Source organism: Methanothrix sp. (genome assembly GCF_030055635.1).
Taxonomy (GTDB): domain Archaea; phylum Halobacteriota; class Methanosarcinia; order Methanotrichales; family Methanotrichaceae; genus Methanothrix_B.
This window is the reverse complement of record NZ_JASFYM010000020.1, coordinates 1-25,752: the sequence shown is the minus strand read 5'-3', so window position 1 is coordinate 25,752 and position 25,752 is coordinate 1. Positions and strand designations below refer to the sequence as shown.

Genomic DNA, 25,752 nt, shown 5'->3' with positions numbered 1-25,752 from the left:
TTGTTTTCCTGGAACTCGCTCTTCGACGAGGGCCTGATCGCGTGCATCGAAGTGTTCAGAACTAGTTTCAATCCTTGTTTTCCTGGAACTCGCTCTTCGACTAGCTCAGATTATAGCCCCCATAGCAGACTGGAATAGTTTCAATCCTTGTTTTCCTGGAACTCGCTCTTCGACTCCCGCAAGGGTCGCTAATTTCCGCTGCGAAAATAAGTTTCAATCCTTGTTTTCCTGGAACTCGCTCTTCGACAGCGGGGATTTTTCGTCCTTTTTGGCAGATCTCCCCTCGGATAGCTCCTTTTCAGGGGGGTATCTGGCATGAGTGGAATTTATCGAACCCTTTATAAATTCATTCCGCTCTGTCACCCCCTGCTCTATCATGCTCTCTTCGCCTGCCGTTCACAACCCCTCCAAAGCCTTTTGAAACATACTTCCCCAGACCCATCAGATCCGGAATGTGAAAGTTAGCCAGAAACTCATATCTTATGCCTGTAACCATCACACCCTTTAAGGTGCAGATCGCGTCTCTCAACCTTCCAAGATCAAGATTCGCAGCAGAGAGTATGTTCCCAACCAGGATCCTTCTCAGAAGCGCCCTCCTCTCATCCCAGGAAGCCGCATCCGCATAACGCCCGTAGTTCTCCTGATTGAGAGCCAGCCATTGAGTGACAAACCTGTACGCATGAAGCTCGCCAGCACACCCAAACCGCTCCCTTTTCAGGCATATATGCCTCACAACAACAGGATAGCTCCGATCCCCCAGCCGTATCCCGCCGAACTTGTTAAACCACATCTTTCCGAAAGCGCAGGTCGACATGCCTGGCTGGAAGATCTCACAGGAGACTCGCCAAGCCATCTCGACAATCTTAAATCCCCCGATTCTCAACTTGACTTGAGGTCTTTGCAATGGAGAGCGGTAAGAAGGAGCTGGAGGGGCTTTACGATCTCGCCATACCCCCGGGCATACCCGTGAGCGTCATAAGGGAGCTCGTGGAGAAGTTCGAGGTCGATCTCGTGAAGAGGCGCGCCAGGGTCGATGTGATCGGGGAGGTCGACGAGCGGGAGATACTCGTGCTGCGTGGCGATCTCGATACGATCAAGCAGGCCGAGAAGTACATGTTCGAGGCCCTGGACAGAAAGCTTGAGGAGTGGAGGAGGGACGAGAGAGGGGAGAAGTACAGGAAGATGTACAAGCCCCTCAGCAAGGAGGAGCGCGAGAAGAAGGCAGCAGAGGACGTCGGCGGAAGCGCTCTGGACTCGAGCGGTGGCATGATGCGCTGAAATCGCATCATGCAGATGGTCCTGGGAGATAATTTGCTGAGCGTCACATCTCTGGCTTGCCTCTGGCTTGCGCCATTTATGTGCACTTTGGAGCCTGGCGGCTCGCTTTTCACATCATGCCTAGTGCCCTGTGCATCTGTGGGATCACCATAGCCCTCTCCGCTCCGATGTGCCTGGCTGCGATGCTGTGGAGCGCCAGAAGCTTGAGCTCGCTCATGATCTGACCGGAGACCGGCTGTATCACGATGGCGTCCACAGATGGCATCTCACAGCAGATGCGCTCGAGGTCATGCTCCTCGGTCTCCTGCTGCACCACCACCTTTGCTATCGTGTATATCCCCAATTCAGAGGATCTCTCCAAGCATGCGAGCTCGTTCTCTACAAGACGATCGCATAGATCTCTGCTGCATCGAACCGTGCCGGGCATCTTCACATCAATCGCTGCGATATCGATGTGCTTCGATATGCGGGAGAAGAGATCTAATGAGAAGCCGTTCGTCTCCAGGTAGACCCTCATACCAAGGCCCTTCAGCTCTCCTGCGAGACCTTCCGTGAACCCGGGCTGCTCCAGCGGCTCCCCGCCGGTTACCGATACGCTGTGGACCTCTGGAGATGCATGGAGCTTCACGCACTCTGTTACCATATCCACCCTGAGGGGGTTCCGGAGATCGACGAACGTGCGCGAGCCCGGAGCTGTCTCGAGCCTGCACTTCTCCGTGCGCCTCAGATACGCCCTGGTATCGCAGTAGCTGCATCCCAGTGAGCAGCCGGAGAGCCTCACGAAAACCTGTCTTCGCCCGAGGAGAGGCCCTTCACCCTGGAGGCTGGTGAAGATCTCTCCCACATACCCCTCAATGCAGATACTCTGTCGGGTCAGGAACCCCAGCCTCCACGAACCCTCTCCTGCGGTGCTGGCATGACTCACATGTGCCGCAGTGGATCTCCCCATCGAGATAGCAGGACCAGGTGAGCTCCAGAGGGGCTTTTATCTCGGTGCCGAGACGCACGATCTCATTCTTTCTCATATCCACAAGCGGCGCCACAACCTTCGGCGGCCGGCTGAAGGACGCAACCGCTCTTTCAAGAAGCGCGTTGAAGCGCTCCACGAACTCGGGCCTGTTATCAGGATACGACATCGCTTCCTCTGCGTTGAACCCGACGTAGATGCTCTCAGCTCCCAGATATTCAGCGTATGCGGCAGCCATCGAGAGCAGCACGGTGTTCCGGCAGTAAACCCACGTCGGCGGTGTGGAATAAGAATCTAGCGAGACCTCCACTCCCTGCGGTATTCTGGCGCATGGTGTCGTCAGCGCCGAGAGGCCCCTGAAGAGATCCAGTGTGGAGAGCATCAGATCGGATGCGCCGATCGCACCTGCGATCCTCCTGACCGCTTCTATCTCCCTCAGCTCCGCCTGCTGGCCATAACTCACGTGTATGAGATACACATCCATGCCGGATCTGCGCGCGATCGTCGCGGCGACGGTCGAGTCCAGGCCGCCGGAGCAGAGACACACAGCTTTACTCATCCACCATCACCCACTTGTCACGCCCCTCCCAGAGCCTGACTGAGATCAGCGAGGCCCTCTCAGATACACCGCTAATGTTCAGCTCCTCGCGCAGCCTTCTGTGTATGTGGGATGCTATCATCTCAGCCGTCGGGTTCTGCAGAACGCTGTTGAGATCGTTATGATCGAGCTCTTGGATCACCCTGCTCACGATCTTTTTCAGCACGTAAAAATCTACGATCATGCCATCATCTCCTGGATTCCCCTGCAGAACCACCTCTACCCTGTACGTGTGGCCGTGAATGCGGGAGCATCTGCCCTCATGCATGGGGAGGTGGTGAGCCGCATCGAACTCCATAGATATGCCTATGTTCATTCGAGGCGTCCCCGCATCCTGTCGATCTCATCGAGCTGATCGAGCATCTTTCTGAGAGCTGTGCGCACCGCATCGGAAAAGCTCACAAACTTCTTTCCATCGCCCACGTGCCTGTTCACATCATCTATGATGTGCTGCGGTATCTCAACAGTGACCTTAGGCATGGTGTTCCCCTGGTATTCTTCTGGTATTCCTGGAAGAATTCTGGGATATGAACTTATCCCTCCATGCAGCGGTTCTGAAGGATTCCGGAGGATCCATAGAGACATATCGGCCTGCTGGGAACATGATGACAAAGACCCATCCACCCTGATTCAGCGGACCGATGGAGAAGCGAGGCGAAGTCGATTGCCTAGGAGGAATCTCGCCTCCCGACAGTTTGAGCCACATAGACCAGAATATGTTCCCACGCAGCTCAAGGCAAAATGAGAGACGACTGAGACACTGTGTCTGCTGCCATCAGAGGTCAACCTGGTCTCCGCGCCTCAGCTCATGCCTTATCTCGCTGATGACTGCATCTGTGAACTCAGATGTTGTGCAGCGGCCGCCGAGATCCGGGGTTGTAATCCCTCTGGAGAGGGTGCTGTTCACAGCCTGCTCTATCAACCGCGCCCTCTCTTTTTCGCCAAACCACTCGAGCATCATCGCAGCGCTCCGTATGGCTCCCACAGGGTTTGCGATGCCCTTGCCCGCGATGTCCGGCGCGCTACCGTGTATCGGCTCGAAGAGCGCCCAGCGGTCCCCCAGGTTCGCGCTGGCGCAGAGCCCGAGGCTGCCGACGATGCCCGCGCCCTCGTCGCTGAGAATGTCCCCGAAGAGGTTGGTCGTCACCATCACATCGAACCTCTCAGGCCTGATGACCATGTTGTACGCGGCAGCATCAACGAGCATCTCCTCATACCTGATTCCATGCCGTTCGGCGACCTCCCTGCACGTCTTTAAAAACAAGACATCGCTCTTCAGGACGTTCGCCTTGTGTATTACCGTGAGATGCCTCCGCTCCGATGCGATCCTGCATGCCACCTCCGCTATCCTCTGGCTCCCACGTCTAGTTATGACACGCACCGTCCTGGCCTCCTCATCGCCGAGCACCTCCAGACCTGAATAGAGTCCTTCCGTGTTCTCCCTCACAATGATCGCATCGATTCTTTCGGAACGCAGAGGCCGTATGTTCGCATACAGATCCAGCTCCTTTCTGATTCTTATGAGAACGCTCCTGTAATCAGGATCCGGAGGAGTCGTGATCGCCCCAAAGAGTATGCAGTCGCAGTCCTTCATACCCTCGACATCATCATCTGTTATGGCCTTTCCATCGCGTTTCCATCTGCTGTAGCCTATATCGAACTCCACGAGCTCCACGTCGAATCCGGTTTCATTCAGGACACGAACCGCGCTCGATATGACCTCGGGACCGATGCCGTCGCCCGGCACCAGAGCGACTCTCTTCATCTCCGGCTCTCCTTGAGTGATCCGGCCAGCATTCTCAGCGCCTGCTCTATCTGATGCGGCCCATCGCCCCAGTGAACCACGACCCCAGGATGCCCGTGCAATCTGATCAGACCCCTCCGCTCGGATCTGCAGCACCTTGTGATGAACGGGCCTTCAGGCACCAGAAGATCCCCGCTCACAGGGCATATGTTGGTGAAGATGTGCTCCCTCTCGCCGTAGACAGCCCTGAATATCTCCCTGGATACCTCGCATCCCACGATCTTCGGCACCGGCGATGTGACCCTGTCCGCATCGAGGGATCTTCCAAGGCCGGATGCTCTGCACGGAAAGTAGACATCATCCTCCCTGAAGCTCCTGAGGTCGAGAACTCTGGGCCTGAAGCTCATCGTCAGATCACCTATGACACCGCATTCCTCGAGCTTTTCAATGACGTAAACAAGCCACGGCGGCTCAGGGGGCTTGACATCCAGGATCTCTATCTCAGTTATCGCCCCGGGATCGGGATCGTGAACGAAGGTCACATGCTCATCCGGGCCTCTGAAGATGACTGTATTTACACTTCCCCTGCAGAGATCCATCGCGAGTCTTATGAGACGAGCCCGGTTTCTCGTGTTCACGATCTCCGGATACTCCACGATCTCGTCGCCGCTGGAGATGAGCTCTACGTCTCTGGCTCTCCTCATGAAACCCTCGCCATCGCTCTCGACCCTGTAAATGCATGTGCTGCTTCCCTCGTATGATATCAGGTACCTTGTGGCAAAGTAAACGGGATCGCCACGCCTTGGCTCTCTGGAGATTCCTATCTGCTTGTAGTCCTCAGGGAAGATCAAATCAGACCAGCCCCCTCTGCTTTCTCCTGTGGGCCACGAGCCCTCCATCGTTCAGTATCTCCATCAGAAAGTCCGGAAGCTTTCTGCCGGTGTACTCCCTTCCGCCGACAGTGACCTTTCCCTTTGAGAGATCGACCTCGACGATCTCCCCCGGATCGCACACGACATCTGCCTCGATGAGTGGAAGACCGATGTTTATGGCGTTCCTGTAAAATATCCTGGCGAAGGATCTGGCGACGATGCATGATACTCCTGCGAGCTTCAGGGCAAGCGGGGCCTGCTCCCTGGAGGAGCCACAGCCGAAGTTCTTGCCCGCCACTATGATATCCCCCGGCTGGACCTTGGACGAGAACGACGGATCCAGGCCCTCCATGACATGCTCCGCAAGCTCACGCAGGTCCTTTGTCCTGAGGTACTTTCCTGGAATTATGACATCTGTATCAACATCATCCCCGAAGACCCATGCTCTGCCCCTGATCATGATGCGGAGTGAGGATGCATCTTTAATATTCCTTTCTGCTGATCTGCTTCAAGCCGTCACAGAATGCATCAACAATGCGATGATGGAATAACTCCGAGTACATTGAACGACCTCTCGAGGGCTGTTGGATATTTCGAGAGCGCTCTTCTGCTTATGGAAGTCGTGCGATCTGGTTGCTTGAAGCACACATTGTAAGGAAAGAGCAGCAAAGCCGGTGCCATTGCTGGAAGGTTATCTAAGAGCACTTGTATTCATACTGCGCTGGCATTAAGCCAAAAATTTTAAATAAAATCAAGTAAAGTTGATCAAATAAAAATTAGATAAGTAAAAATTATTTGAGGAATTGGGATGAAATTCGCCATAACACTCGTAGCAATGTTGCTTCTTATCACGGTTTCATGTGCGGCCGTCACCGTTCAGCTCACGGTCTTCTGCAATGGTGGTGTAGTTTATGATAATGCTGTAACCTTGGACAAGCCCAATCCAACAGCACTGGATGCGATCAAGGCCAGTGGGGTGGCATACACCGGCTACGATTCTGGATGGTGGTACTTTCTGACCAGCATCGCAGGATGCAATGGTGCATGGGGGCCTGCATTTTACGTTAATGGAGCGGAATCGAGCGTAGGGGTGAGCAGCTACTACTTAAGTGATGGCGATCAGCTTCAATTCATCGGCCCGAATAGCGAAAGCCATCTGGCAGGCTATCTGTATCTTGTCGGTGTTCCGAGTGCGGTGGCAAAGGGTCAGCCATTCAGAATAAAAGTCATGGAGAAATCTGCGTATTCTTGGGGCGGATATGATCGCCCATCCGCTGGAGCCGAGGTCATCGTTGGCAACATGACATTCCACACAGGCAGTGACGGCTATACGGATGATATCGTGCTGGAGACGGATGCGTACTTTTGCGTAGCTGCAGAGAAACCCGGATATATCGCCACCTACTACTTCTACGGACTCCCCTACATACAGTGCGGAATTGGTGGACCGTACATATGCAGCATCACCGGTGAAGGTGTTGGAAGAGTCGCAAACATAGAATACGACGAATACTCCACAGTCACTGGTACGGGATTCTCTTCATGCAGAAGCTATTTTGCGGTTCCCAGCGGGGCGTATCCGCAGGTCTCAAGCGCAAACCGGCAAAAGGGTTCAGGGAAATACCATTCTGAGCGAACTGTACGGCAGAGGCCAGGTGGTATCGATATCAATACATCTGCCGAGATGAAATATGAGCCAACCTCGCAGCAGCTGCTGTCCAGGAGGTTGAACTATGCATCACGATACGGAGAGCGCATCAGCCACATGAACTACAGAGCAGCTGCTGCCTTCGAGGAGAACTACTACAATCTGGAGACCATCAAGCGAGAAGGCTTTTACAACAACAGTGAGAAGATCAACTTCTCCTTGCGATCCGACTTTGAGGGGGAGGCATTTCTTCATGGATGGAGCACAGAGAAGGATGCGTTTTTGAGCAGGAGACGGTTTGCAAGCGAGGAGATTCTCGACCAGTACATTGGCAGATTCAGTATCATGGAGCGGGGAACATTTCCAATAGTCAACACTACCAGCAGCACAGGAAATGATAGCGATGAGAACGAATCTATGGAGTATGAGCTGCTTCCGTGCTGCACAGGAGGGTTGGCAAACACAAGCATAGAGATATCGAAAAACAGTGCATACAGTTGCTTCTGTCGCAGAAACATCTGATATACGGTACTTTGTGGTGATGTAAATGTTAGATACGCCAAAAAATTTATCGGCATAATTTTTATGTTGGTGCTCGTATCACAGGCGCAAAATGCATCAAACCTGTACGAGAATGCGCTGCTCTTCGGGAATGACACCGCTGTCAAGCTTGCTTTGGAATATATACTCTCGTGCCAGAATGATGATGGAGGTTTCGGATCAGAACCTGGAGCGGTGAGCGGTATCAAATCGACTGCTATAGCGACTATCGCCCTTGCAGCTTTAGGCGATGACCCTGGAAAGCATGTTCGTGGAAATAACAGCCCGCTGAGCTATCTGGTCGAGAATCACGAAGCCATCGATAATATGACAAATGTCGAGGCTCAATACGGCCGCTATGTTGTGGCTCTTGTCTCCGCGGGCCTGAATCCTCATGATGTGAATGGAAGCAACTATGTTGAGCTTCTCAGGAGCTACTTTGGTCCCCGTGGTGAGATCGGGAAGAAGAACTACATCTGGGATGACTGCTGGGTGATACTGGGCCTCATCTCATCAGGCAATTTTAGCAGCCTGGATGCATCAATAAATCATCTGAAGGGTCTGCAAACATCATCCGGTGGATGGGCATGGAATGGCGGTGATGTGGCAGATGTGGATACGACCGCTTTAGTTCTGTGCACGCTTCTGGCTGCAGGCGAGGAGAAGAACTCAACCACAATCCAAAACGGCCTTCAGTATCTGCGCTCTGAGCAGAATGAAGATGGTGGCTTCTCTCTTCTCGGATCGAATGCTGCCAGTGATGGCTGGGCGATAATGGCACTGAATGCCGCTGGTGAGGACCCGAGAAAGTGGTGCATCGGTGGCTCAAACCCCATCGACCACCTCAAGAGCCTTCAGAAGGATGACGGATCCATATGGTGGAAGGATGATGTCGAGGGAATGTCATTTGAGTGGACTGCAAATGCGATTATTGCTCTTGCTGGAAAAACCATGCCACCAGTGATAACTACCAATCGGCCGGGGTTGTAATGTCGGTACTGTTCAGATGAACCTGTGTTAAGTCCAAAAACTTTAAGTAAATTAAATTTTCATTAAAACAAGATGTTTGGATGTGATGCTGATGCGTCAGCTGGCATCATGCATCACTACAAGCCACTCATGAAATATGCACATATGGTGATTGTGATGAAGGAGGACGGATCATTACATGTGAAAGATATTCGCGATATAATTCAGGAAAGATATGAAATATATTTGCTTGTATTAATCTTGATTTCATCCATCTTTGCCTTCTTCTGCGATGTTGGCATATCAGACTGGCCGCAGTACCAGCAGGACAGTTTCAACTCTGGAGTGATTTCTGAAAAGGTTCCTGAGAATCCTGTGATCTTGTGGTCTGCAGATATACAGAGGGTTGATGTTACACCGGTGATATGTGATGGAGCAGTATACGTCATCGCAGGCAATGGCACACTTTACGCATTTGATGCGGATACGGGCAAGGCCATGTGGACCTCACATCTCGATGGCTGGGTTTTCCAGACCTCAACGCCAGCCTGTGGCGGAGGGAAGATATTTGCCGCGACCGATTCCGGAAATCTCGCAGCTTTTGATCGCATGACGGGAATTAAACTATGGAATTGCTCACTGACAGATAAGAGATTTGAAGCTCCTCTGACGTATGGAGCTTCGCGAGTGTACCTTGGAGAGAGCAGCGCATATGGAACTTCAGAAAAGAAATTCTTTTGCATATTCGATAATGGCACAGAATGCTGGAACTACACATCGGAGACAAAAGGCTATCAGTGGTGCGGATCCTGCATTCTCGACGATTATGTTGTGGTGGGACAGAATGATGGCATCCTTTTAAGCTTGAACCGGCTGACTGGAGAAGTCGCAGATGTTTTGAGGCTCAATGACAGCACAAGACTCAGTTTCTCTCAGGAAAATCCGGGCCGGATCAGAGCGTCAGTAGCATGCAATAACGGATGGATCTACACGACCTCCGAAGCCTCAGCCGATGAGGGTTATGCATGGAAAATAGCATTTGACAATGAGACAGGAAGGTTCAAAGACCACGGCTGGAGCGTGCCTGTTGGATTCAGCACATCGACTCCAGCGATCTTTGGAGGCAGAGTATATCTCGGGGTGGGAGAGCACGGACATCCCGGGGCCCTGGTGTGCATCAATGATAGCAACGGTGAGGTGATATGGAGATATCCTGTGGAGGCAGGTGTTAAAGCATCTCCAGTGGTCTCGACGGCTTACGATAAACCGCGTATCCTCTTCACCACAGCACAGACAGATGGTTCTGTTTATTGCATTGAGGATGTGGGGAACAATGGAGAGCTCCTCTGGAGGTTCAACCCACCGGATAATGGCTACATCCTGGGAGGCGTGGCCGTATATAAAGGTCGGCTGTACTTCGGAACTGAGGGAGATCAGCATCATGGGAAGCTTTACTGTCTGGGAGATGATGAATGGCCGCAGTTCCATTATGATGCGCAGCATAGAGGGCTCACAGGATCCCGGGCTCCCAGAGACAACACCACTGCATGGATAAGTGAAGATATCGGGGCTCAACCAGGCTCTTCTGTCTCGGTGGCCATGGGGAGGGTTTTCGTAAACTGTGTTGACAGGCTGGTCTGCCTTGATCAGGGATCTGGCAGGGTGCTCTGGGAGTATCCGTTCAAGTCAGCAGGGGATTACGCGTTCGGTTTCACTCCGGTGTATCATAATGGAAAGGTCTTCTTCACATCAGACAGGACATACTGCCTTAATGCTTCAGATGGAAAGGAGATCTGGAGCCATACACCACCAACAGGCAGGTTCGCCATCGATGGCAGCCCGGCAATTGCTGAGGGAAAGGTCATAGTGAGCGACTGGGATGGACATCACTACTACTGTCTTGATGAGTATACGGGCAGAGAGATCTGGAACGTTACAGTTGAAGGGAATGCACAATCAACCCCTGCGATCGATTCAAATAGAGTGGTGTTTGGCAGCTGGGAGTGGGGGCTTGGCGGGAGGATCTACTGTGTCCATCTGAATAACGGCACAGAGATCTGGAATCTTAGCACAGAGAACTCCCCATGTGGCTCAGCTATGCTAAATGATGAGGTGGTTTACATTGCGACCTACAACTTCGACGGTGATGGTGATCTTCTCGCTTTATCTCTGGAGAATGGATCCGTACTCTGGAGTGCGCAGATAAGTCCAACAGATTCAACCCCTGCATTTGCCGATAATAGGGTATACGTCTGTGGTGGCTGTGAGGGCTTCAGCAAGCTGCACACATACTGCTTCGATGCACAAACTGGCGAGCTGGTATGGAGAACAGCTTCGGAGATGGGGATCGGCGACTGGAGGTGCTCTCCTGCATGTGCTGACGGCCTTGTTTTTGTTGGCAGGGCTGATTTCATGGATTACGATGGCATATTTGCCCTGGATGCCACAACAGGAGAGGTCGTCTGGAGCTACCCGGCAGGCGGATCCTCGCCTGCAGTCGCTTGCGGCATGGTCTTCACCATCGGAGATGGGAGGGTATACGCATTTGGTGATTCTCGAAGCTGCCAGAAGGAGGGAACTTGTTTATGATACATTTAAAGACCAAACATCTGCTCCTCATCGTTAATTTCGGGCTCCTCCTGCTCATGATACTGATTCCGCATGCGAGCGCGGACTTTGTGACGTTCCACGGTGATAACCAGAGGACAGGTAACGTGAGCGGTTCGGGCCCTGATTCTCCTGATGTACTTTGGAGCACGAGCCTCACAGGACACGGGTACATAGGAGGGTCGGCAGTCGTCTCAGGAGGCAGGGTCTTCGTATCCAACTGGCCTGACATGACGTTCAGGGGAGAACTCGGGCTTGCGTGCATCGATGTGAGAAACGGAACGGTTCTCTGGGTGAACCCAATAGGCGGAAATGGCGGGGCATCTACACCAGCTGTATTTGGTGACAGGCTCTTCACAGGCTCGCTGACCGGTGAGGTTTACTGTGTTGATATCATAACAGGAAAGACTCTGTGGAACAGAACCATAGAGCGAGACCCGAAGTACTGGGGCGTCGCCTCCTCTCCTCTCATCGAAAATGATACGATATACATCATGAGCTTCTCCGATGGCGCGCTCCATGCGTTGAGTCTCGATGGAGAGGAGCTCTGGAATCTGTCCACAGGATCCATCTCGCCGTTCGCATCTCCTGCTGCATTGGGGGAGATGATCTACTTCCCCGGCGGAGATCCTGCCCTCTACTGCGTCAACGCCTCCACACAGGATATCGTATGGAAGGCTCCTGCAGATGCTGCCATCACATCAGGTCCCGCCATATGGAACAGAACGCTCTTCTTTGTGACGGAGAGGTCCATCACAGCTCTGAACGCTACCACCGGTCAGACTCTGTGGCAGAGGAGCATCAACGGCACTAGTTCCACCCCTGCGATCGCATCAGGTCGCGTTTACGTGGGAACTGATGATGAACGTGTTGTGTGCCTCGATGCCAATGGAGCTCTCATCTGGGAGACGAAGGTCAACGGGCCTGTGAGATCATCGCCACTCTTCTTGGACGGCAGGATATACTTCGGCACCAATACAGATGCAGGAACCGTCTATGCGCTGAACGCATCCGACGGATCAATTGTGTGGAGATATCCTGTGAACGAGTACATAATGTCCTCGCCATCAGCCTCTGATGGGATCCTTTTCATAGGAGCTGATGATGGAAGGCTGTACGCATTCAGCTCGCCGCATGAGCTCCTGAGCGGCGAGGTCGTGCTCGAAAACAGGAGCCTGAATGTGACTGTAGATGGCCGTGTTTACAACATCAGCATGCAAAGCGCGCTCGGGGCGCTGATGTCGTTTGCATCATCGAATAACATGAACGTCAGCGTGAACGACTCCCTCCTCAGCATTTACGGATTGACAGTAGATTCGATAGGGGATCTCGCCTCCACCCCTGATAGATCCTGGAGGTACTGGGTCAACTATCCTGAAGAGCCTGTGCCTCTGATCGGGCCAGAGTCTGCGATCCTGACCGACGGGGATCGCGTTGTCTTCTACTACGGAGAGAGGGGTTCAAGGCCAGAGGAATGCCCCAGGATCGAGATAACCGCCAGGCTGCGCAGGCCTGATGCCCTCTTCGTCACCGTCGGCCAGCAGCCGTCTCTCAGCGAGGCGATGAAGGGGGCGCCGCTGAACATAACGCTCACATCGCCCGACAGTCTGAATCCGGAGATGAATCTCTCCGGATACAGTATGATATTTCTGGAGATGATAGGCAGTGAGGCTGCACCGGTGCTCGAGAGGCTTCTGGAGGAGCCGAAGGGAAAGGGCGTTCCAGTGGTGCTCCTGAACTCCCCTGGATATCAGAATCTTGCCAGTGTGAACCTGAGCGCACATCCCGATATCGAGCTGTACTGGGAGTACGGAGGGGTGGAGAACATGCGCCGGCTTGTTGCATATCTGGCGTCACATTTCTGTGGAGTTGACGTGAGGGTTGAGCCGCCCATCCCTGCGCCGAAGGAGTACATCTACCACCCTGATGCCCCGGATCTCTTCGAGAACATAACATCTTACATGAATTGGTACCGGTACAACAGCAGCGCCCCGACGATCGGAATCGCGAGCTACTACGGCGACATGGGACAGCCAGACAGGATCGATCTCATCAGGGCGTTCGAGCGAAGGGGTGCGAATGTCATATGCATAGGCTTCTCGAATGCATCCTCTCTCGAGAGGTTCTTTGTTCTGAACAACACCACCCTGATCGATCTCGCTGTGGTCACCAAGTCATTCCGCCTGAGCTACGGGGACCCTGATAGGGGTGTGGAGATCCTGGAGTCGCTGAACGTGCCTGCGCTTCGCGGCATGCGGCTCTACTACCAGTCGCCTCAGGACTGGCCCAACTCCAGCATCAGCCCGATGGAGCTCTACTTCCAGGTCGCGCTACCCGAGATGGACGGGATATTCGATCCGATCGCAGTTTCCGGGAAGAACGATACTGTGTACACATCAATAGAGCCCGAGGTCGAGCGGATCGCAGATCGTGCCATCTCTCAGATAATGCTCAAAAAGCCGAACTCCGAGAAGAGGGTCGCCATAATCTACTACAACCACGGCGGCGGGAAGGACAACATAGAGGGGTGCTACCTTAACGTCCCGAGAAGCCTGCGAAACATCCTGGAACACATGAAGAGCCTGGGGTACAGGATCGAGGGAGATGTTCCTGATGAGAGGATCCTGGTCGATCTTCTGGCACACCAGGGAACGAACGTGGGCACATGGGCTCCCGGCGAGCTGGATGCAATGGTTGCAAGCGGAAACGCCACACTGATCCCCGCAGCTCTTTATATCAGCTGGTTCGAGGAGCTTCCGGCGGATCGGCAGAGAGAGGTCATCGATCACTGGGGTCCCCCTCCCGGGGAGATCATGGTCTTCAGGAACTCCAGCGGCTCATACATAGTCATACCGAAGCTCTCCTTCGGGAATGTGATTCTGCTGCCGCAGCCGAGCCGGGGATGGCTTGAGAACAGCACGGTTCTCTACCACTCCACAGATGTGCCCCCACACCATCAGTACATAGCGTTCTATCTATGGCTCAAGCACGGATTCGGCGCGGATGCGATCATCCACCTGGGCAAGCACGGGACCCAGGAGTGGCTTCCAGGCAGAGAGGGGGTGGTCGGAGGGGACGACTGGCCAGCGCTCCTCGTTCAGGACATGCCTGTTGTTTACCCATACATTGTGGACAACATCGCAGAGGGCACCCAGGCTAAGAGGCGCGGGGATGCTGTGATGATCTCCCATCTCACTCCGCCAATCGTGGCCGCGGGCCTCTACGGAAACCTCTCAGATCTGAGGGAGAGCATATACGAGTACAGGAACGTGCTAAACGAGAGCGTGAAGGACGAGTACAGGAGGAAGATACTGGAGACATGCAGCGAGCTCCATCTGGATGAGGATCTCGGCGCGAACCTCAGCGCACTCCAGGAGCCTGATGCGTTCGAGGATTTCCTGCCAGAGCTGGAGAACTACCTGGATGAGCTGAAGAGCTCGTTCATGCCATACGGGCTCCACACATTCGGCCAGCCCTACGAGAATAACTCGATGGTTGCCATGGTGCGTTCGATGCTCGGCGATTCTTACATCGATGAGATCAGGAGAGCGCTCAAAACCTCCAGCGAGGATGAGATCGAAAACGCATCTTCATCTCTCCTTTATGAAGCAGTGATAAACGGTTCCTCCCCAGAAGCAGCTCAGGAGTTAATTCTCGGAAAGATCAGCTCCAACCTGACGGGTATCCTGAACATCTCGTTAATGTATGCTGATGGTCTGAGGAGCTGTGACAGAGAGCTCACGAACACGACAAACGCTTTGAGCGGATGCTACATACCTCCATCGCCGGCTGACGACCCGATAAGGGATCCTCAGGTGCTACCAACAGGCAGGAACTTCAGGTCTGTGGATCCGAGAAGGGTTCCGACGCATGCGGCATGGGATGTGGGAGGCAAACTCGCAGAGGAGCTCATCGAGGAGTACAGGCTGAAGCACAACGGCACATACCCGAGAAAGATAGCGATCGTCCTGTGGGCCTGGGCGATGACAGACCACGGGGTCGTAGACTCTGAGATCCTCAAGCTCGTCGGTGCCAGGCCAGTTTACGATGCCTACGGCGGTGTGAGCGATGTCGCGCTGATACCACTATCAGAGCTGGGCAGGCCCAGGATAGATGTCCTTGTGGTTCCATCCGGTCTTTACAGGGATCTCTTCCCGGAGAAGCTCGTTCTAATCGATAAGGCGATACGGCTCGCTGCAAACGATACAGATACAGCATACCCGAATTACGTCAGGGAGAACTCCGAGATGCTGAGGGATATGCTTATCCAGGCAGGCAACTGGAGCGCAGAGGATGCGGAGTTCCTCTCCAGATCCAGGATCTTTCTCGAGGAAGCGGGCACATACGGCCCGAACCTCGACGCGCCGGTATCCGCGAGCGACAGATGGGAGAACGATTCAGAGCTCGGCAGGCTGTTCATATCCAGGATGTCATACATCTACGGAGATGGTATCTGGGGAGGGAGGTTCGCCTCTGGCAGATCCCTGTCCCTGGAGCAGCAGATGGAGGTTTACAGCGCGAATCTTGAGGGAGTTGATGCAGCCGTCCATCACACGAACTCCAACCTCTACGGGTTCATCGATAACGATGACGTCTTCCAGTATCTAGGCGGAATAGCTCTCGCTGTCAGAACCGTGACCGGCTCCACCCCGGAGATGTACGTGACAGATGCGAGAGATCCCAGGAAGGAAAGGGTCCATGAGCTGGGCGAGTTCTTCTCGAGGGAGCTGAGGACAAGGTACTACAACCCCAGATGGATCCAGGGGATGATGGAGCAGGGCTACGCTGGGGCGAGGGAGATGGACAGGTTCGTCGAGTACCTCTGGGGATGGGAGGCGACGGTGCCCGAGCTTGTGAGCGAGAGCACATGGAAAGAGGTTCACGAGATCTATGTGGATGACAAATACGGCCTGGGGCTGCGAGATTTCTTCAGGAAGAACAATCCATGGGCTGCGCAGGTGATGGATGCGAGGCTTCTTGAGACCGCAAGGAAGGACAGATGGCATCCATCTCCGGAGGTCCTGAAGGATCTGGCGGAGCAGTACAGGGATCTCGTCGAGGATTACGGGGTTGCCTGCTGCCACCACACTTGCGGCAATCTTCTCTTGAAGGAGTATATGAGCGGTATGCTTCCTGCTGTAGAGGAATCCTCGACCGCTCAGGCTGTGAGGTCGGGAAGCTCATCGCGTTCCAGGCATCCCTATGGAGAGAACAGCACGCTACCCCAGGGTGTCGGGTCTGAGATGGAGAAAAAGCCTGAATCAGAGACCATGGACGTGAGGGGATATGTGATGGAGAACGTCACTGTTGAAGCAACCCCTTCTGTATCAGGGGCGCCGCTCTTCGGGATAGCGCTCGTGCTCTTCGTGCTACTGCTGGTTGCAGCGGGAATGTGGAGGAGGGAGTAGGAACACTCCTCTCCCCACGCGAGAGGGAATGTGTCCGCATTGGGGCTGAGATCGATCTCAGTGATCTCTGCTGCCGCCAAATCAGCCGGCTCTGAATGGTTCGTTTTAATGCACCCGCCACTCCGCCAGATCACCTGGCTGCGCCGCTGGTTGCCATTCCAGTGCCATCAGCGATCATTCAGATCTCAAAGGAATGCGCATCAGATCCCTTCCCGCTCTGGTCCTGATTCCGGAGAGCTGCTCCACAGTGCGCGCCATCTCATCCTCCAGACCCCTGCACTGGGGATAGAAGTGTGTCAGCAGGATTTCACCGACATCTCTAACAAGCCGACCGAGGGCCGCTGGAGTTGTGTGGTTCGTAACATCAAATCCGTCGGGAAATGAGCATTCATGGACGAGCAGGTCGGATCCGGCCGCGAGCTCAGATACATCTGCGTTCGGCTCGGTGTCTCCTGAGCATGTGAGAATCGATGAGCCCTCGATCCTGTAGCAGAGCGCTGGAACGCTGTGGACCGCGGATGCGCTCTGCACGCTGAATCCACACAGCTCGAACCTGCATCCAGCCTCGATCTCGGTGACCTCCAGCCTTATCGAGTGCAGATAAGGGTAGAGGGACTGCAGGGATCTCACCAGCTGCTCTGTGCCGGCAGGTCCGAATACGCTGAGCCAGGGCCTGCCGAGCAGATACCGCGCCTTTGCGAGTGGGAGAAGGTCTGCAACATGATCGAGATGCAGATGCGTGAGAAGCACGGTCTCGATCTCCAGCGGGCTCAGCCCGAGCTCGCCCAGCCTGAAAAGGGCGCCAGCTCCGCAGTCGATGAGCAGCAGATGCTCATCACGAATGAGAAGAGAGGACTGCGCGCGATCCGGCTGCGGTATTCCCGCGCCTGTGCCGAGAAGAGTTACATACATTCGATCACCTCCCGCTCCTGTGCTCCCATCACTGAAATCTCCACCGCTGCCTGGAGGTTTGCCAGTGGTTTGATGGCCGCTCAGCAGTTCGGGCCCGCGATCCAAACGCCCTCAGATCCTCATAGGAGTTGACGTCTCATTCTCGGGGACGTATATCACCTGACCGCTCCTGAGACGGTACGCGGTGCCTATCCTGGTCCCCTGCCCCCCTCCGAGCTGCTCCGTCATGTTCAGGATCTGAATGCTGCTCATGTTCTTGATGATTATCTGCATGTCCGGCTCGCCCGGATTCTTCACAACGGTGACGCTGGATGTTGGATCAAGAAGCTCTGAGATGTTGTAGGAGAGAACAAGCGCGAGGAGAAGCGCCACAGCGAAGACCATCGCGACATCGAAGAGGTTGGCGACGCCCTCCATCGGGTCCCCATCGATCTCATCCAGAACGCCCGTCCTGCCCCTCATCCATCGCCCTCCTCAGGATAGCAGCAGCGTACTCCAAATCGCTCAGATCCTGATGGTACCATCTGTTTCTTATCAGAAGAGAGCAGTAGCATATACCGCCAACGACCAGCCCTATAACAGTCGTTGCAAACGCTATTATCAGGCTCGATGCCATCGACTGTATATCCCCCTTCGAAAGGCTCACAAGCGCCGGGCCCATGGGTATCAGTGTGCCCATCAGCCCCAGTATCGGGCCCAATCTCATGCCGATGCGCAGCGGCTCGAGCCTCCTGGCCATATCCAGCTCCACATCCTGCAGGATCTTGTCGAGCCTTACGCGGAGCATGCTGCCCTCCAGAGAGCGTGCTATCTCCATGAGAACACCGGCCACCTGCGGGGATCTGTAACTCCTGAGAAGATCTGCGGCATCCTCTGACATTCCGGAGCTTACAAGCGAGGCTGCCCTGAGCACAATCTCCTCCAGCTCCTTAACATCCCTTCTCCTGGAGGTGTACTCCTGGATCATCGATCCCACCAGGATGAGCGACCATGTGAAGAGAATAAGCAGGCCGATTATGTCAGGATAGAGCAGAGATGTGGAGAAAACGTAGAGAAGGCTGACAGCCGTCTCGTATATCATACCCTCACACCCTTCTTCCGGATGACATACCCCAGGGAGATCAGCATCGTCAGTATCAGATAAGCTGCAATCAGCTCAGAATGCACCTCAGGCGCTGCGCATCTCAGGATCACACTCTGCATCTGGATGTATGATGGCAGGAGCATTATCGATATGAGGTAAAATCCACCCAGGAGCATCATCACGTTCCCGATGATGCCTGGCCCTCCCCGAATCCTTTTCAGGAGCATTGAGACAAAAGAGATGGTGATGAAGAGCATGATGCCCACCGCTGCGCCGATTCTGGCTGGTGAAATTTCGAGGTGATCTGCAAGCACGCTGATTGAGAGAAACGTCGCGGCCATGCATGCCGGACACGGAATAGAGAGCGCCAGGAACGTTTTGCGGGAGATATCCTTACTGGAGCATCTCCACTCTCTTATCGTGAGCATCCCGAGAGCTATGAGGCAGAGTGCAAGAATCGCATGCATCGCCACACCTGCTCTGATCATGCCCGCGATCAGATCTATGGAGAGGCGATCTATCACCAGACCCATACCGGTGGCCACAAGGAGATAGCCTGATGCGACCAGCGTGATCTCTCTGAGGCTGAGATGCGCTAGCCCGCATCCCATGCTGGCCTTAAGGGCGAATATCAGCAGGCCCACAAGCACCCCAAGTGCGATTGCAAGTTCCAAGCAGGACACCTGTTAAACTTAATTGGCTTAAAGTCAAGTTTTTTGGATATATCTCTTGCGGGTCGGATGCTGCGAATGCACAGATCATGCTTCTGGCGCACCGCCAGTGCGTTGAAATCTGTATGCTCTTGTCCTGATAACCTGCCCGGAGCTAGCTGGTCCTGCCGGGCGGTCCTGTCAGGCGAATGAATGCATCCAGAAACCGGCCTGCATGACTCCAGGTTGCTAAATAGATAAGAGCGAACTTGTGAGCTGATCCGGAGAGCTGCTACGGCTGGGACGAGAAAGCACATCACCAAGCTTTATACGCCACGCCAGTGATCATGAGGTGATGAGCATCGTCGAGATTCCGGATGGCAAGCTGATTCCAGCAGTGGCACAGGACTGGAGGACAGGAGAGGTGCTGATGCTGGCCTACATGAACAGCGTCGCGCTCAAAAAGACTGTGGAGACGGGGGTTGCGCACTACTGGTCTAGGTCGCGGGGGAAGCTGTGGCGTAAGGGCGAGTCCTCCGGAAATGAGCAGATCGTGAAGGAGATACTGGTTGACTGCGATGAGGACGCGATACTTCTCAAGGTCGAGCAGAAGGGGGGCGCATGCCACACCGGATACAGATCCTGCTTCTACAGGACCCTGGACGGGAGGATAGTCGGTGAGAGGATCTTCGATCCCGATGAGGTCTACAAGCGGTGATCGTTTGGTGTACACGCTCTGCGATAACCCTCTTTTAAAGGCGGCAGCAATCGTAGATTCGGGGAGAATCAGGATCAGAGCCGATGGTATTCTCTCCAGAGTTCCAGCGATCTCATCCGCCCTCTCGATGATCGACGGAAACATTCCGGCATTCGCTGGGGAGTCTCTGTACATATCGACATGGCTGCCACCTGTTCCGAGCAGGGCTTTCGATCGCTTTGTCAGGAGCCAGATCCTCGCATCCCTCGGCAGGAGAACCCCTGACCAGATCACGATATCTGTGACCGAGGAGTGCCCCAACAGATGCAGGCACTGCGCGCTGCCAGATACGGGAAAGCACCTCAGTCTTGAGCCGGAAGATGTTCAGAGAATCATAGATCAGGCGCTCGATCTCGGATCCACGCTCATAATATTCGATGGCGGAGAGCCGTGTCTGTACAGAGAGCTTCCGGAGCTTGTGAGCTATGTGGACGATCGGGCGGTGACCACGATGTTCACCTCTGGCGCTGGTTTCACCGAGGTGCTGGCGGAGAGGCTCAGGGATGCAGGCCTCCAGGCGGTGAACGTGAGCCTGGACAGCCCTGTGGAGCATGAACATGATGCCATACGCGGTCGGAGGGGTGTGTACAGGGATGCTATGAACGCCATAAGACATGCGCTGAGCGCCGGACTGCTGGTCGATCTCTATGTGGTGCTGAGGCATGATAACATCATGCACCTACAGAAATTCCACGAGCTCGCACGCGACATGGGCGCGCATGAGCTCACGCTCTTCGAGGTTGTGCCGACGGGGAGGTGCACCGGCTCAGAGGATATCGTGCTCGACGATTCTGATCTCTCCGCGCTGGAGGGGTTCGCCTCAAACGCACCCCCGCCGAGGATTTTCTCTGTGCCTGAGGCGCTCAAACGCTTCGGATGCTTCGCGGGGAGGAGCTGGATGCATATCACTCCAGCTGGCGATGTGTACCCATGCGCCTGTTACCCTATGAGTTATGGAAATGCTCTGAGAGAATCGCTATCCAGAATCTGGAAAAGGATGTCAGATTTTCCCTATAAAGGAATTAATAAATGCCCCATGCGATCGAAAGGACCATCCAAAAATTTGTGACTCCGAAGGTTAAATCTAAATAGGTAATAATGATGGTACTTCCGTATTGCTATGGAGCTAACACCAGTTCAGAGGGATATACTTACCGCGTTGATCAACATACATCGACGTGAGGGAAGAGCTGTAAAGGGAGAGGAGATCGCAGAGCTTATCGACCGCAATCCTGGCACCATACGCAACCAGATGCAGTCGCTCAAGGCGCTGAACCTTGTGGAGGGAGTGCCAGGGCCGAAGGGCGGCTACAAGGCGACCGGTGCCGCCTATGAGGTTCTATGCCTCGACAACAGCGGCGATATCGTCGACGTGCCTATAATCAAGAACGGCGTCCAGGTGGAGGGCGCATCTGCGAGCGAGATCATATTCAACAAGGTCATGCGGCACGACAGCTGCGATGGCATGGTTCGCATCACAGGGAACGTCAGGGACTTCAACATAGGCGATGAGATCGAGATAGGGCCGACGCCTGTGAACAAGCTCTACATCAGGGGCGAGGTCACCGGCAGGGACGACACGATGAGCAGGCTGATATTCAAGGTCAGAGAGATGATCTCAGTGCCGCGGATACCTGTGAAAAAGATCGCACGCCGCGCAGTGAGAATCAGCCCCTCGGCATCGATCCAGGATGCCGCCAGGACCATGATACATAACGGCGTGAGCGAGGCGCTCGTCGATGAGAGCTCTCCAGGACTTGTGAGCCTGGTGGATCTTGTGAGGGCGATCGCAGACGGACGCACAGGTGTTGAGGTGAAGGAGATCATGACCAGGGGCTATCTTACGATAGACTCTGACGATCTGGTCTACGAGGCGATAAAGATCATGGGCAAGACTGGCACGAGCCAGCTTGTGGTCACCGAGGGTGGGGTGCCATGGGGTCTGGTTAACCCCTCTGACATAATCAGATCGCTGACCCCGGCGTGACTAGCTGCGAATCTCGGTGCCGTCGTGTGTACCATCTATCGCCCTGATCAGATTGGCCACGTCCCTGCCATCGACCACGACTGTGGGGATGCGGCTCCGCTCGATTATCTTGGCTGCAAGCGGGTCCACAGGGGATCTCGATCCTGCTTTGAGTTCGATCTGGCTCATCATCCTGGCCAGATCCTTTGCATTCATCCTGGGGATCTTCACAGCCCCCGGGTCCTTCTCAGGATCTGATGTGTAAACGCCGTTCACCGATGTGGCGATCACGAGAAGATCCGCGCGGGCGTGCTCTGCCAGAAGGGCAGCGACCGCATCGGTGGTCTGTCCCGGAGAGACTCCGCCCATGACCACGATCCTGTACGTCTTTGAGACCTCGAGTGCATCGTCGTAAGATTCCGGCACCCTGAACGGCGCGGAGCCATCGAGGGCTGCCGCGAGGAGCGCTGCGTTCATCCTGGTCGCGAGTATCCCGATCGAATCGCAGAGGGCCTCGCTCGCACCCACGCCGCGCGCTCTCCCTATACATTCGCGCGCGAGGGCCCCGCCCCCGACGACGACGTAGACCTGATTGTCTCTCGAGATTGTTCTTAACGTTTCAGCATATCTTTTGAGGCCGGCGGAATCCTGCGCTGCAAGAACGGATCCGCCAAGAGAGTATACGATGATCATCTGAATCCCTGCTGTGGGAGAGCCTGCGGATTCATAACACTTTCCGGTGCATTAGGCCTGAGCCGGAAAACCAAAAGGAAGACCAAAACATTCGGTTCGTACATGCGTACAGCTTCTGTCGCCTGGATTTCCAGAACATCCGTTCCAGCATCACATGAGAGACAACCTGCTACGCTGGAGCAGATCGTCGATACGCATGAGCGCGGAGCAGAGACAAGCCCCTGTTACCATGAAAGCACGACATGGAGGATTGACATTCCTTGTCGGGTTGTTTGGACGAAACCAACCCGCATCTCAAACGCTTTCATCCTTTTGGCACGCCTCTAATGTCGCATGCAGCGTTTCAAACAAGTGGTGTTCCGAAGGAGAGATCCTCGAGCTCCAGGACCTTTCTCCAGACGGAGCGGCAGGTGCAATCGACGTTCAGGCAGGATCTGCTCTGGCTCAGCGAGAACGACCTTATCGCATCTGCAACGAATCCGTCACATACGCCGCAGTTGTGTGGCCCCCTTTTCGCTCCTGCGCCAACCGGATCGCATATCAACGGAACTCTCAGCGAGGACTCGCGGAGAACCTCAACCGCCGACCAGAGCCATGGTGGTCTGTAAACGCCGCGCTGCCACATCCTCTCAAGCTGCGTGTTCCTCTGGACGTTGCAGAGGTTCAGCGAGATGATATCAGAGTAAGGCTCTGCATCTCTCGCAGATCTCATCGCGTCAGCGATCGCATCCATCTCAGAGAGACCCGGGGGCTTGAGGAGTAGGTAGGTCTTCACGCGCCCCCCGAGGGAGTGTATAAGATCAGCGGCCTTCGCGAAATCAGAGAACGTGAACCCTTTGTTTATAAGATGCGACCTCACAAGATCGCTCGAGCTCTCGAGACCGATGCCTATCTCCACGTCCATGAGACCCAGGATCTGCTCGAGAGCGGTGCGATCGATGTACTCCGGCCTCGACTCGATCACAAGCCTCCTCACACCCATATCTCTCAGCGATCTGAGAATCTCCAGGCGCACCGCCTCAGGAACCTCTGCAGGGTCGAGAAAGCTGCCGCTGGTGTAGATCTTGACGAGCTCCGAGCCCTCGGCTTTCTTTAGTGCAGAAATGAACTGCGCGATGATATCCTCAGCGCTCGCATCGACACCCTCCTGCGCGTATCCGCACATCACGCACCGGTTCCATCTGCAGCCCCTGGTTCTCAGAATCACTGTGGTGGATTCAACGATTTTATTATCGAGAAGATCCCTGCCGCGCCAGACCGCGACAGGGGATCGCGCGCTCTTCATCACTCTACCTGAGATACTGCATAGCGCTTATAGCTGCCGATGCGCCCGAGCCGACCGCGGTTGCGACCTGCATCCTTCCACCTGTGACATCTCCGGCTGCGAAGACGCCTGGCATGGATGTCTCTTGTGTGAGACGGTTGACCTTCACGAACCCGCCCTCAGTCAGCTCGAGCCCGAGATCTTTTGCGAGAGCTGTGTTTGGAGATACCCCCATCTCCACGAATATGCCATCCACCTTTAGGGATCTCGGTGTCCCCCCGACAACGAACTCGATGCCGCTGACGAACTCATCTCCCACTATGCGTGTTACCTCGACGCCGAATGTCTGTGTTACGTTCCTTATGCCCTTCAGCCGATCGAGGTACACCGCCTCGGCAACAAGCCTCTCCCTAGGACAGAGAAGATGAACCCTGCTGCATATGTTCGAGAGGTAGAGCAGCGCCCTAGCTGCGCCGTTGCCATAGCCGACGACGGCGGTCGTTCTGTCCCTGAAGAGGGCGCCATCGCAGTAAACACAGTATGACAGGCCTCTTGTAACGTATTTCTCCTCCCCAGGCACCCCCAGCTTCCTGTGGCTCGCGCCCGTCGCCAGGATCAGGGCTCTGCAGACGTACTCCCAGCTCTCCGTCTTGATCCTGAACGTGTCATCCAGATGGACTATCTTCTCGACCATCTCCTGCCTGTACTCTGCCCCGTACCTCTGCGCCTGGGAGAGCATACGCTCCGAGAGCTCTATGCCCTGGATGCCATCAGGAAATCCAGGGTAGTTCTCGTAAAGTCCGCCCATGGATTGCTGGGATGTGTAGATGTTGCCCAGTACCAATGTCTTCATGCCACCCCTGGCGCAGTACATACCGGCAGTCAGACCAGCCGGACCGGCACCCACAACAATGACGTCATACAAGGGAAGACACCAAAGATATTTTGGTGGTTAATGGTAGATAATACGATCGCTCAGTTCTGACATGCAGAGGCGGACCACAGCTATCGTGCAGGAGCAATATAGCTGCAAGACCTGCCGGTTCAGCTTCAAATGCATGGGAGCAGTAAGCGGAGAAGAGAATCCTTATATTCAATAAAAGCAAACAAATTGCAGATGATATTGCGCGACAGCTACGTGCTGAGGGCGTTCCTGGCCTCCACAATGCTTGGAATCACCATGGTCCTTCTCGCATTCGGCCTCATCCAGGTATTCATGTACGGCCCGACTCTTCCGTACTCTGTTATACTCGTGATAACAGCGATAAGCTTCGTCCTCTTCGTCGCGCTCTTTGAGCGGTACCAGGTTGGATCTGTGGCCGCATCGCTGCTAGTATCCGTTCTATCGACAGCGCTCCTTACGACCCTATCTGGAGGCATTTTGTACCTCATGGAGATGAGCGATATCAGGTGGGAGGACACGATATCGGCGCTCGCGCTCTCGATGATGCTCTCGATGGCGCTGCTCAGCTACCTCAAGCGCTCCATCGGGCGGCTCGGAGGATACTGATACGCCAAGAATTGCACGTCAACTACTCCAGCCTGAAGACCGGAGCTTGTAACTGATGCATATGCACCGCTACAATAGGCTGGTTGACAGCAGCCCTGGATGCGATATTGATCGCAGCGATGTGATCTGCGAACCCAGCGAAGCCGCACAACTCACACCTGAAATCGTCTCTGGCAGGGCGGTTACGTTTAGACGTGTGCCCGCAGGACGGGCACGCTTGGGACGTATGCTTCGGATCCACGAACACAACCGGCACACCGAGCAGTTTCGCCTTGTAGACGATAT

The 25,752-nt window shown here is 54.6% G+C and carries 27 protein-coding genes; 9 read left to right on the top strand and 18 right to left on the bottom strand.

Annotation, left to right across the window (positions count from 1 at the left end; translation table 11 throughout):
• Positions 1-213 precede the first annotated feature (213 nt).
• Positions 214-378: a hypothetical protein gene (locus tag QFX31_RS08210; protein ID WP_348531619.1), complete on the bottom strand. Its 165-nt coding sequence runs from the start codon at positions 376-378 to the stop codon at positions 214-216.
• On the bottom strand, positions 347-814 hold the full coding sequence (locus tag QFX31_RS08205) for a CRISPR-associated endonuclease Cas6 (protein WP_348531618.1): 468 nt from the start codon (positions 812-814) through the stop codon (positions 347-349). The genes QFX31_RS08210 and QFX31_RS08205 overlap by 32 nt, the downstream gene beginning before the upstream one ends.
• Positions 815-903: 89 nt before the next feature.
• Between QFX31_RS08205 and QFX31_RS08200 the strand changes: the two genes are divergently transcribed.
• Positions 904-1,278 carry a hypothetical protein gene (locus tag QFX31_RS08200; RefSeq protein ID WP_348531617.1) on the top strand — a complete coding sequence of 125 codons (375 nt, stop codon included), beginning with the start codon at positions 904-906 and terminating at the stop codon, positions 1,276-1,278.
• Between the two features lie 109 nt (positions 1,279-1,387).
• Here QFX31_RS08200 and QFX31_RS08195 read toward each other — a convergent pair whose 3' ends face one another.
• The 7 genes from QFX31_RS08195 to QFX31_RS08165 form a co-directional block, all read right to left on the bottom strand.
• Positions 1,388-2,122, bottom strand: coding sequence for a 7-carboxy-7-deazaguanine synthase QueE (locus QFX31_RS08195; RefSeq protein WP_348531616.1), 735 nt, complete (start codon positions 2,120-2,122; stop codon positions 1,388-1,390).
• A 7-nt stretch (positions 2,123-2,129) separates the two neighbouring features.
• Positions 2,130-2,804, bottom strand: coding sequence for a 7-cyano-7-deazaguanine synthase QueC (queC, locus tag QFX31_RS08190; protein ID WP_348531615.1), 675 nt, complete (start codon positions 2,802-2,804; stop codon positions 2,130-2,132).
• Complete coding sequence (gene queD / locus QFX31_RS08185; RefSeq protein WP_348531614.1) at positions 2,797-3,159, bottom strand: 6-carboxytetrahydropterin synthase QueD; 363 nt, start codon at positions 3,157-3,159, stop codon at positions 2,797-2,799. Before queD ends, queC begins: the two co-directional genes overlap by 8 nt.
• Entirely contained in the window at positions 3,156-3,323 is a 168-nt protein-coding gene (locus tag QFX31_RS08180) for a CopG family transcriptional regulator (protein WP_296609727.1), read from the bottom strand. Before QFX31_RS08180 ends, queD begins: the two co-directional genes overlap by 4 nt.
• A 295-nt stretch (positions 3,324-3,618) precedes the next feature.
• On the bottom strand, positions 3,619-4,608 hold the full coding sequence (locus tag QFX31_RS08175) for an isocitrate/isopropylmalate dehydrogenase family protein (protein ID WP_348531613.1): 990 nt from the start codon (positions 4,606-4,608) through the stop codon (positions 3,619-3,621).
• Entirely contained in the window at positions 4,605-5,486 is an 882-nt protein-coding gene (locus QFX31_RS08170; RefSeq protein ID WP_348531612.1) for a hypothetical protein, read from the bottom strand. Before QFX31_RS08170 ends, QFX31_RS08175 begins: the two co-directional genes overlap by 4 nt.
• Positions 5,440-5,919 (bottom strand): 3-isopropylmalate dehydratase small subunit, encoded by a 480-nt coding sequence (locus QFX31_RS08165; protein ID WP_348531611.1) that lies wholly within the window; start codon positions 5,917-5,919, stop codon positions 5,440-5,442. Before QFX31_RS08165 ends, QFX31_RS08170 begins: the two co-directional genes overlap by 47 nt.
• A gap of 348 nt (positions 5,920-6,267) precedes the next feature.
• On the opposite strand from QFX31_RS08165, the gene QFX31_RS08160 reads away from it, so the two are divergent.
• Entirely contained in the window at positions 6,268-7,629 is a 1,362-nt protein-coding gene (locus QFX31_RS08160; protein ID WP_348531610.1) for a hypothetical protein, read from the top strand.
• 63 nt (positions 7,630-7,692) lie between these two features.
• Complete coding sequence (locus QFX31_RS08155) at positions 7,693-8,637, top strand: prenyltransferase/squalene oxidase repeat-containing protein (protein ID WP_348531609.1); 945 nt, start codon at positions 7,693-7,695, stop codon at positions 8,635-8,637.
• Between the two features lie 203 nt (positions 8,638-8,840).
• On the opposite strand, the gene QFX31_RS08150 is transcribed toward QFX31_RS08155, so the two are convergent.
• Complete coding sequence (locus QFX31_RS08150; RefSeq protein ID WP_348531608.1) at positions 8,841-9,065, bottom strand: hypothetical protein; 225 nt, start codon at positions 9,063-9,065, stop codon at positions 8,841-8,843.
• A gap of 448 nt (positions 9,066-9,513) precedes the next feature.
• Here QFX31_RS08150 and QFX31_RS08145 point away from each other — a divergent pair, with 448 nt between their 5' ends.
• Complete coding sequence (locus QFX31_RS08145) at positions 9,514-11,205, top strand: PQQ-binding-like beta-propeller repeat protein (RefSeq protein WP_348531607.1); 1,692 nt, start codon at positions 9,514-9,516, stop codon at positions 11,203-11,205.
• Positions 11,202-16,631, top strand: coding sequence for a cobaltochelatase subunit CobN (locus QFX31_RS08140; protein WP_348531606.1), 5,430 nt, complete (start codon positions 11,202-11,204; stop codon positions 16,629-16,631). The genes QFX31_RS08145 and QFX31_RS08140 overlap by 4 nt, the downstream gene beginning before the upstream one ends.
• Before the next feature lie 174 nt (positions 16,632-16,805).
• On the opposite strand, the gene QFX31_RS08135 is transcribed toward QFX31_RS08140, so the two are convergent.
• From QFX31_RS08135 to QFX31_RS08120, 4 genes are all read right to left on the bottom strand, one after another.
• Positions 16,806-17,543 carry an MBL fold metallo-hydrolase gene (locus QFX31_RS08135; RefSeq protein ID WP_348531605.1) on the bottom strand — a complete coding sequence of 246 codons (738 nt, stop codon included), beginning with the start codon at positions 17,541-17,543 and terminating at the stop codon, positions 16,806-16,808.
• 111 nt (positions 17,544-17,654) lie between these two features.
• On the bottom strand, positions 17,655-18,005 hold the full coding sequence (locus QFX31_RS08130; protein WP_348531604.1) for a DUF2149 domain-containing protein: 351 nt from the start codon (positions 18,003-18,005) through the stop codon (positions 17,655-17,657).
• On the bottom strand, positions 17,977-18,624 hold the full coding sequence (locus QFX31_RS08125; protein WP_348531603.1) for a MotA/TolQ/ExbB proton channel family protein: 648 nt from the start codon (positions 18,622-18,624) through the stop codon (positions 17,977-17,979). Before QFX31_RS08125 ends, QFX31_RS08130 begins: the two co-directional genes overlap by 29 nt.
• Positions 18,621-19,301, bottom strand: a complete 681-nt coding sequence (locus tag QFX31_RS08120; RefSeq protein WP_348531602.1) for a DUF2162 domain-containing protein — start codon at positions 19,299-19,301, stop codon at positions 18,621-18,623. The genes QFX31_RS08125 and QFX31_RS08120 overlap by 4 nt, the downstream gene beginning before the upstream one ends.
• A 331-nt stretch (positions 19,302-19,632) precedes the next feature.
• On the opposite strand from QFX31_RS08120, the gene hisI reads away from it, so the two are divergent.
• From hisI to QFX31_RS08105, 3 genes are read left to right on the top strand one after another with little or no spacing between them, the layout of a single operon-like run.
• Positions 19,633-19,995 (top strand): phosphoribosyl-AMP cyclohydrolase, encoded by a 363-nt coding sequence (gene hisI, locus QFX31_RS08115; protein WP_348531601.1) that lies wholly within the window; start codon positions 19,633-19,635, stop codon positions 19,993-19,995.
• Positions 19,955-21,103 (top strand): radical SAM protein, encoded by a 1,149-nt coding sequence (locus QFX31_RS08110; protein WP_348531600.1) that lies wholly within the window; start codon positions 19,955-19,957, stop codon positions 21,101-21,103. The genes hisI and QFX31_RS08110 overlap by 41 nt, the downstream gene beginning before the upstream one ends.
• A gap of 51 nt (positions 21,104-21,154) precedes the next feature.
• Entirely contained in the window at positions 21,155-22,021 is an 867-nt protein-coding gene (locus tag QFX31_RS08105) for a CBS domain-containing protein (RefSeq protein ID WP_348531599.1), read from the top strand.
• Here QFX31_RS08105 and pyrH read toward each other — a convergent pair whose 3' ends face one another.
• From pyrH to QFX31_RS08090, 3 genes are all read right to left on the bottom strand, one after another.
• Positions 22,022-22,693, bottom strand: coding sequence for a UMP kinase (gene pyrH / locus QFX31_RS08100; RefSeq protein WP_348531598.1), 672 nt, complete (start codon positions 22,691-22,693; stop codon positions 22,022-22,024).
• Positions 22,694-23,036: 343 nt separating this feature from the next.
• Positions 23,037-23,978: an archaeosine biosynthesis radical SAM protein RaSEA gene (locus tag QFX31_RS08095; RefSeq protein WP_348531597.1), complete on the bottom strand. Its 942-nt coding sequence runs from the start codon at positions 23,976-23,978 to the stop codon at positions 23,037-23,039.
• Positions 23,979-23,982: 4 nt separating this feature from the next.
• Positions 23,983-24,882 (bottom strand): FAD-dependent oxidoreductase, encoded by a 900-nt coding sequence (locus QFX31_RS08090; RefSeq protein ID WP_348531596.1) that lies wholly within the window; start codon positions 24,880-24,882, stop codon positions 23,983-23,985.
• 192 nt (positions 24,883-25,074) lie between these two features.
• Here QFX31_RS08090 and QFX31_RS08085 point away from each other — a divergent pair, with 192 nt between their 5' ends.
• Positions 25,075-25,467: a hypothetical protein gene (locus QFX31_RS08085; RefSeq protein ID WP_348531595.1), complete on the top strand. Its 393-nt coding sequence runs from the start codon at positions 25,075-25,077 to the stop codon at positions 25,465-25,467.
• Between the two features lie 22 nt (positions 25,468-25,489).
• Here the strand turns inward: QFX31_RS08085 and QFX31_RS08080 are convergent.
• The coding region (locus QFX31_RS08080; RefSeq protein ID WP_348531594.1) for a transposase at positions 25,490-25,752 on the bottom strand (263 nt) is incomplete at its 5' end.

Bases quoted from the DNA above. Each gene is read 5' to 3' on its own strand.
- pyrH (WP_348531598.1), bottom strand. From the start codon at position 22,693: ATGATCATCGTATACTCTCTTGGCGGATCCGTTCTTGCAGCGCAGGAT.
- QFX31_RS08205 (WP_348531618.1), bottom strand. From the start codon at position 814: ATGTCGACCTGCGCTTTCGGAAAGATGTGGTTTAACAAGTTCGGCGGG.
- queC (WP_348531615.1), bottom strand. From the start codon at position 2,804: ATGAGTAAAGCTGTGTGTCTCTGCTCCGGCGGCCTGGACTCGACCGTC.
- QFX31_RS08170 (WP_348531612.1), bottom strand. From the start codon at position 5,486: ATGGAGGGCTCGTGGCCCACAGGAGAAAGCAGAGGGGGCTGGTCTGAT.
- QFX31_RS08105 (WP_348531599.1), top strand. From the start codon at position 21,155: ATGGAGCTAACACCAGTTCAGAGGGATATACTTACCGCGTTGATCAAC.
- QFX31_RS08160 (WP_348531610.1), top strand. From the start codon at position 6,268: ATGAAATTCGCCATAACACTCGTAGCAATGTTGCTTCTTATCACGGTT.
- hisI (WP_348531601.1), top strand. From the start codon at position 19,633: ATGAGCATCGTCGAGATTCCGGATGGCAAGCTGATTCCAGCAGTGGCA.
- QFX31_RS08085 (WP_348531595.1), top strand. From the start codon at position 25,075: ATGATATTGCGCGACAGCTACGTGCTGAGGGCGTTCCTGGCCTCCACA.
- QFX31_RS08095 (WP_348531597.1), bottom strand. From the start codon at position 23,978: ATGAAGAGCGCGCGATCCCCTGTCGCGGTCTGGCGCGGCAGGGATCTT.
- QFX31_RS08200 (WP_348531617.1), top strand. From the start codon at position 904: ATGGAGAGCGGTAAGAAGGAGCTGGAGGGGCTTTACGATCTCGCCATA.
- QFX31_RS08180 (WP_296609727.1), bottom strand. From the start codon at position 3,323: ATGCCTAAGGTCACTGTTGAGATACCGCAGCACATCATAGATGATGTG.
- QFX31_RS08165 (WP_348531611.1), bottom strand. From the start codon at position 5,919: ATGATCAGGGGCAGAGCATGGGTCTTCGGGGATGATGTTGATACAGAT.
- QFX31_RS08140 (WP_348531606.1), top strand. From the start codon at position 11,202: ATGATACATTTAAAGACCAAACATCTGCTCCTCATCGTTAATTTCGGG.
- QFX31_RS08125 (WP_348531603.1), bottom strand. From the start codon at position 18,624: ATGATATACGAGACGGCTGTCAGCCTTCTCTACGTTTTCTCCACATCT.
- QFX31_RS08210 (WP_348531619.1), bottom strand. From the start codon at position 378: ATGATAGAGCAGGGGGTGACAGAGCGGAATGAATTTATAAAGGGTTCG.
- QFX31_RS08175 (WP_348531613.1), bottom strand. From the start codon at position 4,608: ATGAAGAGAGTCGCTCTGGTGCCGGGCGACGGCATCGGTCCCGAGGTC.
- queD (WP_348531614.1), bottom strand. From the start codon at position 3,159: ATGAACATAGGCATATCTATGGAGTTCGATGCGGCTCACCACCTCCCC.
- QFX31_RS08150 (WP_348531608.1), bottom strand. From the start codon at position 9,065: ATGACGTATACTGCTCCATCACATATCACCGGTGTAACATCAACCCTC.
- QFX31_RS08135 (WP_348531605.1), bottom strand. From the start codon at position 17,543: ATGTATGTAACTCTTCTCGGCACAGGCGCGGGAATACCGCAGCCGGAT.
- QFX31_RS08155 (WP_348531609.1), top strand. From the start codon at position 7,693: ATGTTGGTGCTCGTATCACAGGCGCAAAATGCATCAAACCTGTACGAG.
- QFX31_RS08130 (WP_348531604.1), bottom strand. From the start codon at position 18,005: ATGAGGGGCAGGACGGGCGTTCTGGATGAGATCGATGGGGACCCGATG.